General features: G+C 67.0%; 14 protein-coding genes. 3 read left to right on the top strand and 11 right to left on the bottom strand.

The window, feature by feature from the left end; all coding sequences use genetic code 11:
* The 9 genes from G4O04_07785 to G4O04_07745 form a co-directional block, all read right to left on the bottom strand.
* Window positions 1-290, bottom strand: a 290-nt coding sequence (locus tag G4O04_07785; GenBank protein HEY58418.1) for a 50S ribosomal protein L11 methyltransferase, incomplete at its 3' end; no start/stop codon positions are given.
* A gap of 3 nt (window positions 291-293) precedes the next feature.
* Window positions 294-1,415 carry a molecular chaperone DnaJ gene (gene dnaJ / locus G4O04_07780; protein ID HEY58417.1) on the bottom strand — a complete coding sequence of 374 codons (1,122 nt, stop codon included), beginning with the start codon at window positions 1,413-1,415 and terminating at the stop codon, window positions 294-296.
* Between the two features lie 97 nt (window positions 1,416-1,512).
* A complete protein-coding gene (locus G4O04_07775; GenBank protein ID HEY58416.1) occupies window positions 1,513-2,184 on the bottom strand; it encodes a nucleotide exchange factor GrpE in 672 nt (223 codons plus the stop codon).
* A complete protein-coding gene (hrcA, locus tag G4O04_07770) occupies window positions 2,156-3,271 on the bottom strand; it encodes a heat-inducible transcription repressor HrcA (protein ID HEY58415.1) in 1,116 nt (371 codons plus the stop codon). Before hrcA ends, G4O04_07775 begins: the two co-directional genes overlap by 29 nt.
* 21 nt (window positions 3,272-3,292) lie before the next feature.
* A complete protein-coding gene (locus G4O04_07765) occupies window positions 3,293-3,877 on the bottom strand; it encodes a hypothetical protein (GenBank protein HEY58414.1) in 585 nt (194 codons plus the stop codon).
* On the bottom strand, window positions 3,837-4,478 hold the full coding sequence (locus G4O04_07760; protein ID HEY58413.1) for a cation diffusion facilitator family transporter: 642 nt from the start codon (window positions 4,476-4,478) through the stop codon (window positions 3,837-3,839). The genes G4O04_07765 and G4O04_07760 overlap by 41 nt, the downstream gene beginning before the upstream one ends.
* On the bottom strand, window positions 4,460-4,741 hold the full coding sequence (locus G4O04_07755; GenBank protein HEY58412.1) for a cation transporter: 282 nt from the start codon (window positions 4,739-4,741) through the stop codon (window positions 4,460-4,462). The genes G4O04_07760 and G4O04_07755 overlap by 19 nt, the downstream gene beginning before the upstream one ends.
* 125 nt (window positions 4,742-4,866) lie before the next feature.
* On the bottom strand, window positions 4,867-8,415 hold the full coding sequence (locus G4O04_07750; protein HEY58411.1) for a PBP1A family penicillin-binding protein: 3,549 nt from the start codon (window positions 8,413-8,415) through the stop codon (window positions 4,867-4,869).
* An 8-nt stretch (window positions 8,416-8,423) separates the two neighbouring features.
* The gene (locus tag G4O04_07745; protein HEY58410.1) at window positions 8,424-8,876 is read right to left on the bottom strand and encodes a dehydratase; all 453 of its coding nucleotides are present in this window, start codon (window positions 8,874-8,876) and stop codon (window positions 8,424-8,426) included.
* A gap of 87 nt (window positions 8,877-8,963) precedes the next feature.
* Between G4O04_07745 and G4O04_07740 the strand changes: the two genes are divergently transcribed.
* Genes G4O04_07740 through G4O04_07730 form a run of 3 tightly spaced genes read left to right on the top strand, consistent with a single transcriptional unit; the run spans window position 8,964 to window position 13,598 of the window.
* Window positions 8,964-11,348, top strand: coding sequence for a hypothetical protein (locus tag G4O04_07740; protein ID HEY58409.1), 2,385 nt, complete (start codon window positions 8,964-8,966; stop codon window positions 11,346-11,348).
* 54 nt (window positions 11,349-11,402) lie between these two features.
* Window positions 11,403-13,301: a Na+/H+ antiporter gene (locus G4O04_07735; GenBank protein HEY58408.1), complete on the top strand. Its 1,899-nt coding sequence runs from the start codon at window positions 11,403-11,405 to the stop codon at window positions 13,299-13,301.
* A gap of 30 nt (window positions 13,302-13,331) precedes the next feature.
* Window positions 13,332-13,598 carry a hypothetical protein gene (locus G4O04_07730; protein HEY58407.1) on the top strand — a complete coding sequence of 89 codons (267 nt, stop codon included), beginning with the start codon at window positions 13,332-13,334 and terminating at the stop codon, window positions 13,596-13,598.
* 38 nt (window positions 13,599-13,636) lie between these two features.
* On the opposite strand, the gene G4O04_07725 is transcribed toward G4O04_07730, so the two are convergent.
* Together G4O04_07725 and G4O04_07720 are read right to left on the bottom strand one after the other, a co-directional pair.
* Window positions 13,637-14,146, bottom strand: a complete 510-nt coding sequence (locus G4O04_07725) for a phosphoribosyltransferase (protein ID HEY58406.1) — start codon at window positions 14,144-14,146, stop codon at window positions 13,637-13,639.
* Window positions 14,136-15,728, bottom strand: a complete 1,593-nt coding sequence (locus tag G4O04_07720; GenBank protein HEY58405.1) for a UDP-N-acetylmuramoyl-L-alanyl-D-glutamate--2,6-diaminopimelate ligase — start codon at window positions 15,726-15,728, stop codon at window positions 14,136-14,138. The genes G4O04_07725 and G4O04_07720 overlap by 11 nt, the downstream gene beginning before the upstream one ends.
* Window positions 15,729-15,753: the final 25 nt, after the last annotated feature.

Below are 15,753 nucleotides of genomic sequence, written 5' to 3'. Positions count from 1 at the left end.
CGGATCCAACGGGTGCGCACCGTGGGCAGCGGACGGATGGCGCTCAGATGACCCAGGGCTTCCTCGATTTGTCGCCGCACCTCGCTCAGGCGGTGGTCCACCGGCAGATACGCGGCCACCCGCAGCGGCCCTTTGGGGACCCCCTCGCCCTCCGTTTTATCCCGGATGCCTGTGCTTTCCACCGCCACCCCGCCGGGCGCGTAGCGGCTGAGCACTTCGGCCACCGCCTCGGCCAGTTCCCCATCCACCACCAGCGAGAGTTCCAGCCATTGGGCCGCCGGTTCGGTCATCGGCTACCCCTCTCCCAGCAAGAAGTCCCGCAGGCGGTCCATCACGCTGCGCGGCTGGGGTTTGACCTCCGTGCCCAGGCTGGCGGCCAGTTTCTCCAGCAGTTCCCGCTGTTCGGCGTTGAGCCGTTTCGGAATCTCCACATCCACCACCACCACCTGATCGCCGCGCCCACTCCCCCGCAGGTGAGGGAAGCCTTTCCCCGGCAGGCGGAATACCTGGCCGGGCTGTGTCCCCGCCGGGATGCGCAACACGGCCTCGCCGTCCAGCGTGGGCACTTTGATCTCCGCCCCCAAGGCGGCCTGCGCCATGTTGACGCTCACCTGCAACAGCACATCGTCGCCCTTGCGGCGGAAGAAGCGATGGGGTTTAACCTGCACCTCCAGGTACAGGTCTCCGGCCGGGCCGCCATGTTCGCCCGCGTGGCCTTCCCCGGCCAGGCGGATCTGGGTGCCCGTGTCTACCCCCGGGGGGATGGGCACCACCCGGCGCACGGTACGCCGCACCCGCCCCCGCCCCCCGCACTCGGAGCAGGGGGTGGTGATCGCTTCCCCCGTGCCGCCGCAGGTGGGGCAGACCGACTCCTGAACCAGGGTACCGAAAAAGGTCTGCCTGGCCTGGCGCACCCGCCCCATGCCGCCGCAGGTGGCGCAGCGCACCGGCTGGGTGCCCGGCGCCGCACCAGAACCCTGGCAGACCGGACACACCTCCTGCCGGGTGACCTCGATGGCCTTCTCAGTGCCGAAGGCGGCCTCTTCAAAAGTTAAAGTGACCTTGAGATGCACATCCCGCCCTCGACGCGGACGCGGGCGGCGCGGTCCTGTGCGCCGACCAAAGCCAAAGCCGAACAATTCCTCGAACAGGTCGGCAAAATCCATGGTGGTGAAGTCCGGCGCGCCGCCCATGTTGTTCACCCCGGCGTGCCCAAAGCGATCGTAAGCCGCCCGCTTTTCAGGGTCCGAAAGCACGGCGTAGGCTTCGTTGATTTCCTTAAAACGCTCCTCGGCGTCGGGCGCATCGCTCACATCGGGGTGATAATGCCGCGCCAGACGCCGAAAAGCGCGTTTGATTTCCTCTTGAGAAGCATTACGCGGAACGCCAAGCACTTCGTAGTAATCACGGGCCATGTTCGCTCATCCAACTGGGGAAATCGGGCGGGGAGGAGCCCCTCCCCGCCGCAGCTTCAGGGCGCGCAACGCCGCGAGCCCCGCGCCCAAAGCCGCCCTATTGCGCCACTCGCACCAGTGCCGGGCGGATCACCAGATCGCCCACGCGGTAACCGGGGCGCACCACCTCAATGATATGGCCGCTCTCATGGCCGTCCACCGGCTCATGGGAAATGGCCTCATGAAACTGAGGGTCAAAGGGCTGCCCCGGCTCCACCGCGATCTGCTCCACCCCCTTGGCCTCCAGCCGGGCGCACAACTTGTTGTAGATCAACGCAATGCCTTCAGCCCAGGCCGCTCCCTCCCCCTCCTGCGGGCGGTTTTTCAGCGCCAGTTCCAGGTCGTCCAACACTACCAAAAACTCCTTCACCACCTCGGCCAGCAACTGTTGCTGCTGACGTTGCCGTTCCTCTTCCACCCGACGCTTGTAATTGGCAAAAGCCGCCCGCTCTCGCGTCCACCCGTCCAGATACTCCTGGGCCTGAGCACGGACGGCCTCCAGTTCCTGCTCCAGGGAGGACAGCCGGGCCGCCAGGTCCTCCGCCTCATCCGAAGCCCCAGGGGCCGACTCACCGGACTCAGGGGTCGGTTCCGCGCTCTGGGGTTCCGGTGCTCCCCCTTGAGGTTCGACGGGGGAGGCTTCGCCAACGGAAGGGGTTGCCTCTTCCGAAGTCGGTTGTTCTGTGGGGAGGATTTCCTCCTCAGACTGCCTGCGCTTTCTCTTCGCCATCTTCCCTTCCCTCTTCTGCTGTGGGTTCGTCAAGCAATGTGTCGCTCACCAGGTCCGTCAACACATGCGCCACATAACGCACCGTGGGAATGGTGCGGCTGTAGGCCATGCGCATTGGCCCCACCACACCCAGCATCCCCGTGGCCACGCCCGAGACGCCGTAGCGCGCCAGCACGATGGCGCAGTCGCGCAACTCCTCCCAGGTGTTTTCACCGCCGATGAGCACCTGCACCCCGCCCACCTCGGTGGTAGCGACCATCCGGCGGAACAGTTGCTCCAGGAGGGTGCGTTCTTCAATGAGGCGCAAGGTCCGGCGCGCGGCCTCCGACTCGCCGAACTCCGGCTCGTTGAGCACCTGGGCCAGCCCGTCGTGAACCAGGTCCTCGGTCCAGTCCTGCTGCACCGCTTCCATCTCCCGGCGCACCAGGAGCAGGATGTCCGCCTCCAAGGCATCGGCCGGGGTGGGCAGGATAGCCAACTCCTCCCAGGTCTTGTCGGCGCAATAGGCGTTGAGGCGGTCGGCCACGGCCCGCAACCGCGCCTGGGGAACCGGCTCGGAGAGCACCAGGATCTGCTGGCGCACCTCCCCACTGGCCAGCACCAGCACCATGAGGATCCGTCGGCCGTAAAGGGCCACCAGTTCCACATGCTGGTAGCGCACCTCTTCGGGATGCGGCGCGGTGACCAGGGCCGCCATGCGGGACTGACGGGCCAACACCGAGGCCGCCAGGCGCATCCAGGCCTCCATGTCCTGGCGCACCTGGCCGAACTGATGAGCGATGGTGTGTTTGACCTCGGCCGGCAGGTCTACCCGGCCCATCAACTCGGTGACGAAGGTGCGGTAGCCCTTTTCGGTGGGCACACGGCCCGCCGAAGCATGGGGCTGGCGGAGATACCCCAAACGGGTCAAGCGCGCCAACTCGTTGCGCACCGTGGCCGCGCTGACGCTCAGGCGGTATTTGGTCACCAGGTGCTTGGAGCCGACGGGCTGAGCGGAGGCAATATGCTCCCCTACGACCAACGCCAGGATGAGGCGCTGGCGCTCGGTCAGGCCGTCGGGGCGGGTTGTCCGTCGTTTGGGGGTCATGGGGCCTCGTTTCTTTAGCACTCAAAGGTTTTGAGTGCTAAATTTTGCGTTTCTATCATACCATGCCGCCCCAGGGCCGTCAAGACAACCGAAAGCCGCCGCTTGCTCTTTCACTGCTCCCTCCTCGTCTCCATCCGGCGTAACCTCGACGGCCACATGGGCGAGGGAGGCGAACTCATGCAACACCGCCCGCTGCAGGACATCGGCCCAGCCATACGCTCGCGGCAGGGGCCATGCTCCAGGCAGGGCCACCCGGATGGCGGCATGCAAATGCCCGGCCGCGCGGTACACCCACGTCGAGAGCAGGCGTCCTGGAGCCACCCGCTCCTTGAGAAAGGCCTCCAGGGAGCGGGTGATGTCATCGGGAGGCGCCTCGGCGACCTCCATCCGGCCCGACAACGGCTCCAGACAGAGCAACACCTCCCCCACCTGGGGCACCTCCGCCTGCACCCGCTGGCGAAACACCTGCGCCAGCCGATGAGCCTCGGCCAGGGTCACCTCCTGAGCGAACTTCAGGTGCATCTCGGCCAGGATGTGTCCTTCGGCCAGGGGATGCAGATGCAACTCATGCAGGCCCAACCCCAACCCATCGGCGATGCGGCGCACCGCAGCAACGTTTGCTGCCAGGTGGAAAGGGTATCCGGGGCATGGGCAGGCTCGATGTGCACGATGGCGTCGGCCACCCCCGGCACTGCTGCCGCAGACGTTTTTCCACCTCGGTGGCGATGGCGTGGGCCTGCTCGGTGCTCATCTCAGGGGAAACCTTGACATACAGATCCACGAACGCCGCGCCGGACTTTCTGCGGGAACGCACGCGGTGCACCAATTGCACCTCGGGCACCTCCTGGGCCAGGCGAACCACCGAATCATGATCCACCACCCGCGTGTCGGCCAGGTAGCGCGCGGCTTCGCTGACGATCCCCCAGGCGGCGCGCAGGATGAACCCGACCACCACCACAGCGGCCAGCGGGTCCAGCCAGACGGCCCCCAACCGCACCCCCACCAACGCCACAATGACCGAAATCGTGATGAACACATCCGTGCGGGTGTGGGCCGTATCGGCCAGCAGCACTTCCGACTGCAACACCCGCCCCTGCCGGGCCTCCCACCACAAGATGAACAGATTGACCGGCAGCGCCAGCAACATGCCGCACACCGCCCACAGCGAAATCTGGCCCAACTGCCCGGTCAGCACCCGCTCGGCCACCGCGCGCAGGAACTCTCAGGCCGAGACCCCCATATCAACCCGATGGCCAGGGCGCCTAAGGTCTCGTAACACTGATAGCCGTAGGGATGCCGCTCATCGGCGAGCCGGGCCGCGAAGCGCAACGCGGCCAACCCCATCAGGTTGGATGAGGAATCCACCATGGAGTGAAACCCATCGGCGACCACCGAAAGGGCCCCCGTCAAGATCCCCAGGGCCACCTTGGCCACGGTGACCGCCACATTGAGGCCCAACACCAGCCACAACCCCGCCTTACCCGGGCCCGGCGTTCCTGCTCACGCTTTTCACGGGACACATCACTCATCAGCATCTCCTCATACATACTGCTCGACCAAACCGCCCCGGCCGGAGGGCCAGCCTCTCCCGCAGGTCACGGCGTGGGCGAAGGCGAGGGGGTTCCCGTGGGCGAGGGCGTGGATGTTGCGGTTGCGGTAGGAGTGGGCGTTAGGGTAGGCGTTGGGGTGAGAGTGGGCGTCGGCGTGGACGTGGGCGTCAGGGTGGGCGTGGGCGTCGGCGTCGGGGTGGGCACCTGCAGGTAAACTGTCACCCGCTGCTCGGCGTACTGATGCTCGTGCGTCCCCTCCAGATAAAGCCGCAGGGTCACCGGCCCGATGGGCATCTCCTCCCAGGAAAAGGTGTCCAGCAGATTCCAGGTATAAATCCGCTCCGGTGATAGCACCGGGGCATCGTCCTCAGAAAGCACATACCACTCCTGGGGATCTTCTCCTAACCCGTACTCCAGGCGGTAGCGTTTGAAATCGGCTGTGGCGTCCACCTGGGCAAAGACATCGATAAAGGACTCGATCACCTGCTGGTCAGGTTCCGGCAACACAAAGCGCAACTTGGGGCGCGGGTCCGTGGCGCGGCACGAACGCTCGGGGTAGAAGAGCAGGGGATGGAAGCCCATCTTGCGCGCCCACTGGCGGCCTTCGCGGGTCTCCCGCAACCACTTCACCGCCCAGGGGTCGTTGACCTTGATGGTCAGGCGCCGGGTGGTGAAATCCGAGCCGCAGTCCTTCGAGGCCAGCAGGCCGGTCCAGGTGTCCACGGTGACCTCCTGCCACAAGTCTTCGCTGGCGGGCAAAGGGGGCTGGTCGAAAGCGAAGACCTCCCGCCGCTGGGTCGGGCAGTGGGGCGAGGGTTCGGTGCCCGAAACGGCGCAAATGATGCGCTCCACCACCCCCGGCGGACGCACGAAGGGGGTGGGATGCCCACCAGTGAGACGCTGGATGGCCACCTGCATAAACTGCGCCCAGATGGGCGCCGCCCCCGTCAGGCCCGTGGAGTTCACCATGGGTGTGTTGTCGGCATTGCCCACCCACACCCCCACCACCACATCGGGGGTATAGCCAATGGTCCAGTTGTCCCGAAAATCGTTCGTGGTGCCGGTCTTCGCCGCGGCCGGGAAGGGCAACCGCAGCACCGAGTGCGGGCCAAAGGCTGGGGTGCGCGCCTCGTTGTCCGAAAGGATGGACGAGATGAGATAGGCATGCTCCGGCCGCACCACCTGTTCGCCCGGCGGGGGGCTGTACTGATAGACCACATTGCCCTCCCGATCCACAATGCGCAGGATGGCCACCGGAGGCACCCGGCGCCCACCGTTGGCGAACACGGCGTAGGCCGCGGTCAGTTCCAACAGTTTGACTTCCCCGCCGCCCAGGGTGAGCGACAGGCCGTAATCGTTGCGGTTGAGGGTGGTGATGCCCAGCCGACGGGCAAAGGCGATCAGCCCTTCCTGCTGGGGCGTGTTGGGGTCGTCGTAAATGCCCACAAATTGCAGCGTCTTGACCGCCGGGATGTTGTAGGAATTGGCCAGGGCGTAGCGCACGGTCACCGGGCCGTGAAAGCGCCCATCGTAGTTCACCGGTTTATACGGCGGTCGCGGGTCGTTGGGGTCGCCGGAGGGCGGGAATTCCGTGGGCACATCCCAAATCAGGGTGGCCGGGGTCCAGCCTTTCTCAAAGGCGGCCACATAGGTCAAGGGCTTGATGGCCGAACCGGGCTGCCGCGGGGCCAGCGCCATGTTCACCTGGCCGGCAATCGCCTCGTTGTAGTAGTCCGCCGAGCCCACCATGGCCAGGATTTCGCCCGTGGAGGGCCGAATGGCGACCAGGGCCCCGTCGGTCACATGACGGTCGGCAAGGGCGGCCACCTGCTGGCGCACGATATCTTCGGCCTGCTGCTGAAGTTTCGGATCCAGCGTGGTGTACACGGTGAACCCCGAACGGTAAATGGTCTGCGGGTCGAACATCTTTTCCAGCAGGGAACGCACATAGAACACCCAATGGGGGTGCTTGATGGGCACCTCGGGGTTCTTGAACTGGTACGCCGCCAACTCGGCCGCCGCCTTCGCCGCCTCTTCGGCGGACACGCACACCGGATGCACGCTGTTGGAGACCTCGATGCACCCCCGCTCCTGGCTCATCTTGTACATCAAGACCAGCACCTGCCGCTGCCGCTCCAGGGCGGCCTCCCGGTTCGTGTAGGGGTCATACACCGCCGGGGCCTGCGGCAGACCGGCCAGAAACGCCGCCTGGGCCAGGGTAAGTTTGTCCGCCGTGGTGCCGAAATAGGTTTCGGCGGCGGCTTCGACACCGTAGGCCAGATTGCCGTAGTAAATCTCGTTCAGGTAGAGTTCCAGAATCTCGTCTTTGGAATACCGGCGGGTGATCTCGGCAGCCAGCACCACCTCGCGCAACTTGCGCCGGTAGGTGCGCTCGGCGCGCTCTTCGGGGCTGAGCAACAAGGCCCGCGCCAACTGCTGGGTGATGGTCGAAGCGCCCGAAACGATCTCGCCCGTGGTGTAGTTCTGCCAGAAGGCGCGGGCGATGGCCCAGACATCGAAGCCCGGATGCTGGTAGAAATCCTGGTCTTCCGTGGCCAGGGTGGCGGCCACCATATAGGGCGAAATCTTGCTCAATGGCACATAGGTGCGGCGACCGGCATGGGGGTCCAGGATCTCGTAAAGCAGGTTGCCTTCGCGATCGAGGATGCGCGTGGTCTCGAAATGCGCGGCGCGTTGCTTGAGATTGTCCACGCTGGGCAGGGTGGCCACGATGGCATAGTACTGGTACACTGCCACGGCGGCACCCGCAATGAGCACCAACACCGCCACAAAGAGCCCCCCAAGGAACAGCCGCACCAGACACCCCAGACCCCGTCGCCGCCAGGAGCGCCCTTTTCCCTGGCGGGGCGGCGGCCCCGGCGGGGATGGCGGCACGGTGGACGCGACCCGCGGTTCCACCTCGGCCCGGTCCCCGGAGGGGGTGGCGGAGCCTTCCCTCGCCCCTGCGCCCCCGCGTCGGGCGGCCGCCCGGGGGCGGGGCTTTTCCCTGGGCGGCAAGGGCAGGCCGTAGGTGTCCCAGTCCTGGGGTAGCGTCACCGGCACATCGCCCAGGGGCGGGGGCGGCGGCACATAAGGCGTCGGCGCTTCGCTGGGGGGCGGGGGCTCCCCGGCATGGTCCTCCGCCGGGGCCTCACCCGGAGCGACCGCTCCCTCGGCCGCCTTCTCCCCCGACGCGGAGGTCCCGGCGCCCTGGCCACGCCCCGACACCGGCGAGGCCCCGGCCTCGTCTGTGGCCTCCCGAGGCGGTGGGGCCAACGCTCCGGGGGAAGGGACTTCCCCCTGGGGACGGGAACCCTGCGCCCCGGCAGGCTGCTCTACCCTGCTGAGGTCGGGCATCCCCTGGGTCGAACCGCCTGGCGCGGGGGCCTCCTCATCGGCCGGTGGCTCCACCATCGTGTCCGGCGGGTCGCCCTCGCCGGGCAAGGGGTCCTCCGGCAAGACCTCGTCCAGCGGCGGCACCGGGGGTGCAGGCTCAAAAGCCGGCCCACCCTGCCCATCCTCCTGGGGCACCGGGGCTTGCTCAGGGGGGAGACCATCCTGCGGGGTGAGGCGTTCCTCGGGGTCCTGGGGCATAGCGCCTCCTACGCCGTCGCTCCGGCTTCGCGGCTGAGCATCAACACCGTCCAGCGCCCTTTCATCACCGTTTCGTCTTTCTGGTTGCGCACTTCCACCCGAATGGTCACTGCGCCGCCCCCAAGACGCCGCAAGGGGCGAGTTTGTTCCACCTCCAGGACGGCGTGAATGGTGTCGCCCAGATATACCGGGCGGATGAACTTCCATTCGTTGATCTCCCGAAAGGCCAGCGTGGTCCCCTCCAGCATGCCCGTGCGGTCCACCAAACCGGTCACCATGGAGGTGACCAGCAGGCCATGGGCGATGCGGGCGCCAAAAGGCGTTCTCTTAGCGTATTCGGCGTCGGTGTGCAACGGGTTGTAATCGCCAGAGAGCGCCGCGAAGCGCACCACATCGGCCTCGGTCACCGTGCGCCCGGCGGTCACAAAGCGCATACCTTCCTTGAAATCCTCGAAATACATGCCACGGGGTTGATAGGTGTCCATTGCCGTCCCTCCCTCGGATTTATCCCATTCTATCACGAAGGGAGAAGTTGGTAAAATGGGGATATGCACTGCGACCGTTCCCTTTCGCCGCAGGACCGCCTGGTGCTGGCCGCCGACGCGCGGCTGGGGTCCCTTTCCTATGTGGACGACACCATCTGGGCCCTGAGCCTGAGAGACGCCCCCACCACCGTGGTGCTGGAAACCACCTACGGGCTCCGCGCCCGCCACATGCGGCTGTTCCCCCTGCTTTTCGCCGACCCCGAACGCCGCCAGGTGATGGGCCTGAGCCTGGAGGACAGCCCCTTCCGGTTGACCGCGCTGGCCCCCAATTACGCCGCAGTTCAGTTTCGGCCTCACGCCACGGCGCAGGGGCGGCTGGAATGGTTCATCCCCGACGGACGGACGGCCATGGCACGCCTCAGCCTGCGCAATTCGGGCCCGGAACCGCTGACCCTGTACCTGGGCTGGGTGGCCGACCTCAGCCCGGGGGAAGAGGGGCGGCCCATGGAGCCCTGGCAGCATCACGCCACGGCGCTCCTCACCGGGGAGACCCAGGGCCTGCCCCTGCTCATCTTCCTCACCGGTGGGCCGGAAGGGCTGTACAGCCCCTACCCCACGCTGGTTTTGCCCCTGGATCTGGTCCCCGGCCAGGAGCGTCGCCTCACCCTGGTCCATCTGGTCGGTTACGAGGCCGAAGCCGGGCTGGAAACCGCCCGCCGACTGGCGGCCCGGCCCTGGGAAGCCCAAATCACCCGCCTGCGCCTGGCCGACCAAGCCTGGCCCAGGATACAGCCCGCCGACGAAACTCAGGCCTGGGCGCTGACTTTTGCCCGCCAAAGCGCCCTGCGCCTGCTCCACGGGCCTTTCGGCGAGGGTCAGCACCGCTTCGCCCTGCGCGCCCGGGAACCGGACCAGGGCTACTCACCCAACGGCCACGGCAGCGACCACCCCCCAGCCTGGAGCGGTCTCACCGTGCCCGAGGTGTGGTATCTGAGCAGTGCCTTTCTGCTGCCCCACGCCCCCAATTTGGCTGCCGAACTGCTGCAGGGTTTTCTGGCCCACCAACGACCGGACGGCTGGATCGACGCGGGCCCAGGCCCGGCAGGCCAACAGGCCCACGCGCTGGCCTCGCCTCTGTTGGTGGACCTGGCCGGTCGGATTTACGCTGCACAGCCCGACCCCGCCTTCGCCGCTCAGATGTTCGAGCCGTTGTGGCGCTTCCTGCAGGTGTGGTTTGCGCCGGAGCAGGACACCGACAGTGACGGACTGCCCGAATGGCACCATCCGGCTCAGGTGGGGCTGGAGAGCCTGCCCGAGTTCAGCCCCTGGCACCCCTGGTCCACCGGCGCCGACCTCGCCACGGTCGAGGACCCGGCGCTTTGGGCGCTGCTCTACCGCGCCTGCCAGGTGCTGGAAAACCTGGCCCCACCGGCCCAACGCCCCCAGGCGCAAAAACCCCTCCGCGCCTGGGCCCGGCGCCTGCGGGAGGCGGTGCAGCAGGCCTGGGACCCCCGCCGCGCCCACCCGCTGCGCTGGGACCGCGACACCCACCTGAGCCTGCCGGGGCAACGCCTGGGCCAGCTCCGCGGTTCGGGCGCCGTCCCGCTGCGCCCCTGCGGAGAAGCCTCGCCTCCGATACGCCCGGTGATCATCGTGTACGCCGACGCCCCTCTGCGGCCTCAGGTGCACCTCCGGGGTCGCGACGGCCAGGGGCGGCCCCTCCGGGAAGACCTGACGGCGCCGCCGACCTGGTACGAAGGGCGCATGGTGTTCAACGCCACGCAAACCTACGCCTGCCTGGAAAGCCTCACCGTGGAGGGCCTCCCCGCCTCGGCGCGTGTGGAGGTGCGCACGCCCGACCTGACGCGCACCGACCTTACCCTGCTCCTGCCTTTTTGGGCCGGGATGCTCACCCCCGCCCAGGAGCAGCAGGTGCTCCGCCGGCTGCAAAGCCCCCAGGGCTACGCTCGCCCCTATGGGCTGCCCCTGGTGCCCACCAGGCGGCCCAAGGCCCCGGCCTGGGAGGCGGTGCACATGCTGTGGAACCTGTTCGCCCTGGAAGGGTTGGAGCAGGCCGGTGCCCGTCCCCTGGCCGCCGATTTGCTCACCCGCCTTTGGCAAGGGGCCGGCGAGACGCTGCAGCGTGAAGGCTACCTCCGCGAGGCCTACCACGCCCGCACCGGGAAGGGCATGGGCCAGCGCAATGTGCTCCTGGGCCTGCCGCCCCTGAGCCCGGCGCTGCGTCTGGCCGGGGTGGTCTCCCTGACGCCCAAGGCCATTGAACTCCAGGCCGAAAGCGCCTTCGCCCACCCGGTGACCCTTTTCTGGCGCGGCGTGCGGCTGACCGTCGCTCCCCAGGGCGGCACGGTGCGCTTTCCCCACGGCGCCACAGCCCCGCTGCCCCCGCCCCCTGCCCGCGTGCTGCTGCGCGGCGCCCATCAGCCCTGAGGTTTCCGAGAACGATGCGCAGGGCAGACAAAAACCGCATCTAAAGGAGACACGATGGATGAACTCAATTTGCTCCTCGTCCTGGAAGTGACCATCGGCCTGCTTTTGGTGGCCGTGTTGGTCGGGCTGGCCGCCCGACGCCTCCGGGTGCCCTACACCCTGGGGTTGGTGCTGGTGGGATTGGGCCTGGCCATCTTCGCCCGGCTGGACATCCCCCTCACGGCGGACCTCGTCCTGGGTCTGCTGATTCCCCCTCTGATCTTCGAGGCCGCTTTCCACCTGCGGGCCGACGCCTTACGCAAGGATCTGGCCCCCATCCTCACCCTGGCTGTCCCCGGAGTGGTGCTCACCACCCTGGTGGTGGGCAGCATCATGCACTATTTCGCCGGGCTGCCCCTGCCCATCGCCATGCTTTTCGGCGCCCTGGTGGCCGCCACCGACCCGGTGGCCGTCGTGACGTTGTTCCGCCGCCTGGGTGTGCCCAAGCGGATGCAGGTGCTGCTGGAAGGGGAAAGCCTGCTCAACGACGGGACGGCCATCGTGGTGTTCAACCTGGTGCTGGCGGTCATCCTCACCGGTCAGTTCAACCTGTTTCAAAGCGTGGTGGACTTCCTACGGGTGGCCGGCGGCGGCCTGCTGGTGGGCGGCCTGCTGGGGGCCCTCATATCGGGCATCATCGCCCGCGTTGACGACTACCTGCTGGAAACGGCCCTGACCGTGGTGCTGGCCTACGGCGCTTACCTGGTGGCAGAACAGTTGCATGTCAGCGGGGTGCTGGCCGTAGTGGCCGCCGGCTTGCTCAACGGCAACATCGGCCCCAAAGGCATGTCCCCCACCACCCGTATCGTGGTGACCAACTTCTGGGAAACAGGGTCCTTCTTCGCCAACACCTTCGTCTTCCTGCTCATCGGACTGCAGGTCAACCTGCCCCTCATTTGGGAGAATCTGGTGCTGATCGGCTGGGCCATCCTGGCAGTGCTGGTCTCGCGGGCGCTGGATGTGTACGGCCTGGCCTGGGTGGGCGACCGCATCCCCTTCCGCTGGCTGCACATCCTGTACTGGGGTGGCCTGCGGGGCGCCATCTCGCTGGCCCTGGCGGTGGCGCTTCCCTCCCTGTTGGGCCCCGACGGCGTTCTCGTGCAGGTGATGGCCTTCGGCGTGGTGCTCTTCACGCTGCTGGTGCAGGGCAGCACCATCGGCATGCTCATTCGCAAACTGAACATCATCGAGCGGGACGAACAACAGGTGCTTTACGAGGAGCGCCACGCCCGCGCCGTGAGCACCCGCACCGCTTATCAGCACCTGAAAAACCTGTACCAGGACGGCCTGATCTCCGAACATTCCTGGCGCATTCTGCGCCCCCTGTTGGAACAGCGCAGCCGCAGCCTGCAATCCCTGGTGCACGAACTGCTGCGCCGCCACCCCGAACTGGCGCTGAAGGATCTGCGCAACGCACGGCTGGAAGCCCTGCGCGCCCAGCGCAGTGCGCTGATGCAACTGCTACAAAACGGGGTTATCACCGAGGAGACCTTCTCCCGCCTGGCCGCCGAGGTGGACGAAGCCCTGGCTTTGGAACTCCCGCCCTGGCCGGGGTCCCTGCTGCGGCGCTCGGCGGAAGAGCCCCCCATCCGCCACTTGGCCCTGGCCATCATTCAGGAGCAGGACTTCGAGAACGCGGCCGAAGCCATGGCTAAACTGGGCGTCCCGGTGACGGTGCTCCCCAGCACCGGTGGATTCCTGCAGCGGCGCAACCTGACCCTGATGCTGGGCATCCCCGAAGGGCAGGTAGAGGATGTGATTCAGGCCCTTCAGGCCAGTTGTCGCCGTCGGGTGGAATTCGTGGCCGAAGGGGCGGCCAGGGGGCTGCCCCTGCCCCTCCCGCGCCCCAAAGCCGTCACCATAGGCGGCGCGACGGTGTTCCTGTTCCCTGTGGAGCACTACGAAGAAATCTAACCCAACCTGTCCCCCTCAAGAGGTGTTGCCATGAAACTGATTATTGCCATCATCCAGGAAGACGACACCGCTCAGGTGAGCGAAGCCCTGCTGGAAGCCGGCTACCGGGTGACCAAAATCGCGTCCAGCGGAGGGTTCTTGCGCAAGGGGTCAGCCACCATCCTCATCGGGGTGGAAGAGCACCAGGTCGAGGAAGCCCTCCAACTCATCCGGGGACACTGCGCGGCTCCGGCCGAGCCGGCCATCAAACGGGGCACGGTGTTCGTCATCCCCGTGGAACGCTTCGAGCAACTGTAACCGAAAAAACACCAGGGGCCATCTTCTGGCCCCTGGTGCTACCCCTCGCCCAGGGGGGAGGTCAAGGGTACCTTGTCGATCCCGCGGTCGATTTCCCAGGGATAGACGATGTAGGCATCGGTGATGGCCGCGTAGTAATCGGGTCGCAAACTCCCAAATAGGCTGCGATGGGGGTTGAAATGCAGCACGCAGGTGTACGGTGTGGCCCCCGCCGCCAACACACGCGCCCGCACCGCGGTCATCGTGCGCCCCGACCCCCAGACATCATCCACGATCAAGGTGCGCCGTCCGGTCAGCAGCCCCTCCTCGGGGAACTGCAGGAATTTAGGCCAGGCGACCAGTTTGGCCCGCTCCATGGCCACCTGAGAAGGGAAGTCCACGGCTGCGGTGAGGATATAGTTGAGGTTCAGCGCCTCGGCCAGCATCCCGCCAGGGATGAGACCGCCCCGAGTGATGATGACCATGGCGTCGAACTCGGTCTCGAACTGAGGCAACAGGTGATCGATCAGGCGATCCACTTCTTCCCAGGTGAGGATCTCACGCCGCATCGTCGCTCTCCTCCTCCGGCGGAGGGCCCTGGGTGGGCAAGTAGGGCATGGGCAGGCCCTCTACGCCCAACAACTCGGCCAGCGCCGCCCGCAAGGCCGTCCGGTCATCCCAGGGGTATTCGATTTCGCCGAAACACATGCTCTGTTCGTGGCCCTTGCCGCAGGCGATGACCACATCGCCGGGCCGGGCCAGACGCACCGCCAGGCGCAGCGCCTCGCCGCGGTCGGGCACGCGATAGTAGGTCTCCCCTTCCACGGCGCCGTGGGCCTCCGCCCCGGCGGCCATCTCGGCCAGGATGGCGTCTAAGGATTCGGTGCGCGGGTCCTCGGCGGTGAGGATGGTGATGTCGGCCAGCTGGGCCGAAACCTCGGCCATCATGCGCCGCTTGGCCCGGTCGCGCAGTCCGGCGCTGCCAAAGACGGCGATCACCCGCCCACGGGTCAGTCGCCGCGCGGTTTCCAGGGCGCGCCGCAAGGCGTTGGGGGTGTGGGCGAAATCCACGATGGCGGTGAACGCCTGCCCCAAATCGATGCGCTCCATGCGACCGGGGATGCTGCGCACCGCCGCCACCCCGGCGCGCGCGGCCTCGGGGTCGATGCCCAGCCCCACCACGGTGGCCGTCAGCGCGGCCAGGATGTTGCTCACATTGTAATCGCCCACCAGCGAAGAGGCAATGGGCACACGGAACCCCGGCCCCACGGCGGTGAAAAACAGCCCTTGCGGGGTAAAGCGCACTTCTTCGGCGCGCACCTCGGCCTGAGGGTGCAAGCCATAGGTGACCTGCCGCACGCGCACCCATTCCCGCAGGTAGGCATAGGAGGCGTCGTCGCGGTTGAGCACCGCTAAGCGAATCTCGTCGTGAGGCTTGACCGCCGCCTGAGCCACCAGATCGAATAACCGCGCCTTGGCCCGCCGGTAGGCCTCATAGGAGCCGTGAAAGTCCAGATGCTCGTGGGTGATGTTGGTCACCACGCCGATGTCAAAGTCACAGCCGGTCACGCGATGTTGCGCCAGCCCATGGGAAGTGGCCTCCAGCACCACATGGGTGGTTCCGGCCTCGACCATCTCGGCCAGGTAGCGCTGCACCTCAGGGGCAGGGGGGGTGGTGGTGTGCAGACCGGTATCCAACACCCGCTCGCCGATGACCGCGTTCACCGTGGAAATCATTCCGGCGGCCAGGCCCGCCGCCTTAAGGATGTGAAAGATGAGGTTGGTGGTGGTCGTCTTGCCGTCGGTGCCGGTGACACCGATGAGGGTCATCTGGCGCGAGGGGTGGCCGTAAAACGCCGCCACCAGATAAGCCAGCGCCTCCCGGCCGTCGCGCACGCGGATGTAAGGCACCGACAGGCCCTCGCGCGGCTCCGTACCCACCACGGCCGAGGCCCCGCGGGCGATGGCCGCCTCGATGAAACGGTGCCCATCCACCTGCACGCCCTGGATCGCCACGAACAAATCCCCGCTGCGCACCTGACGCGAGTCGGCCACCACACCCGTGACGGGCGGGTCGCTCTCCGGTGGCTCCACGGGATACGGGAGATGGCGCAGCAATTCGGTGAGAAACACAGGGGGCCGGGGCTGCATGGAACCCTCCGTCGAAAGGGACAAC

It is taken from the genome of Anaerolineae bacterium, assembly GCA_011176535.1.
Lineage (GTDB): Bacteria > Chloroflexota > Anaerolineae > Anaerolineales > DRMV01 > DUEP01.
The sequence above is the reverse complement of the archived record's forward strand: the minus strand, read 5'-3'. Positions and strand labels throughout refer to the sequence as shown.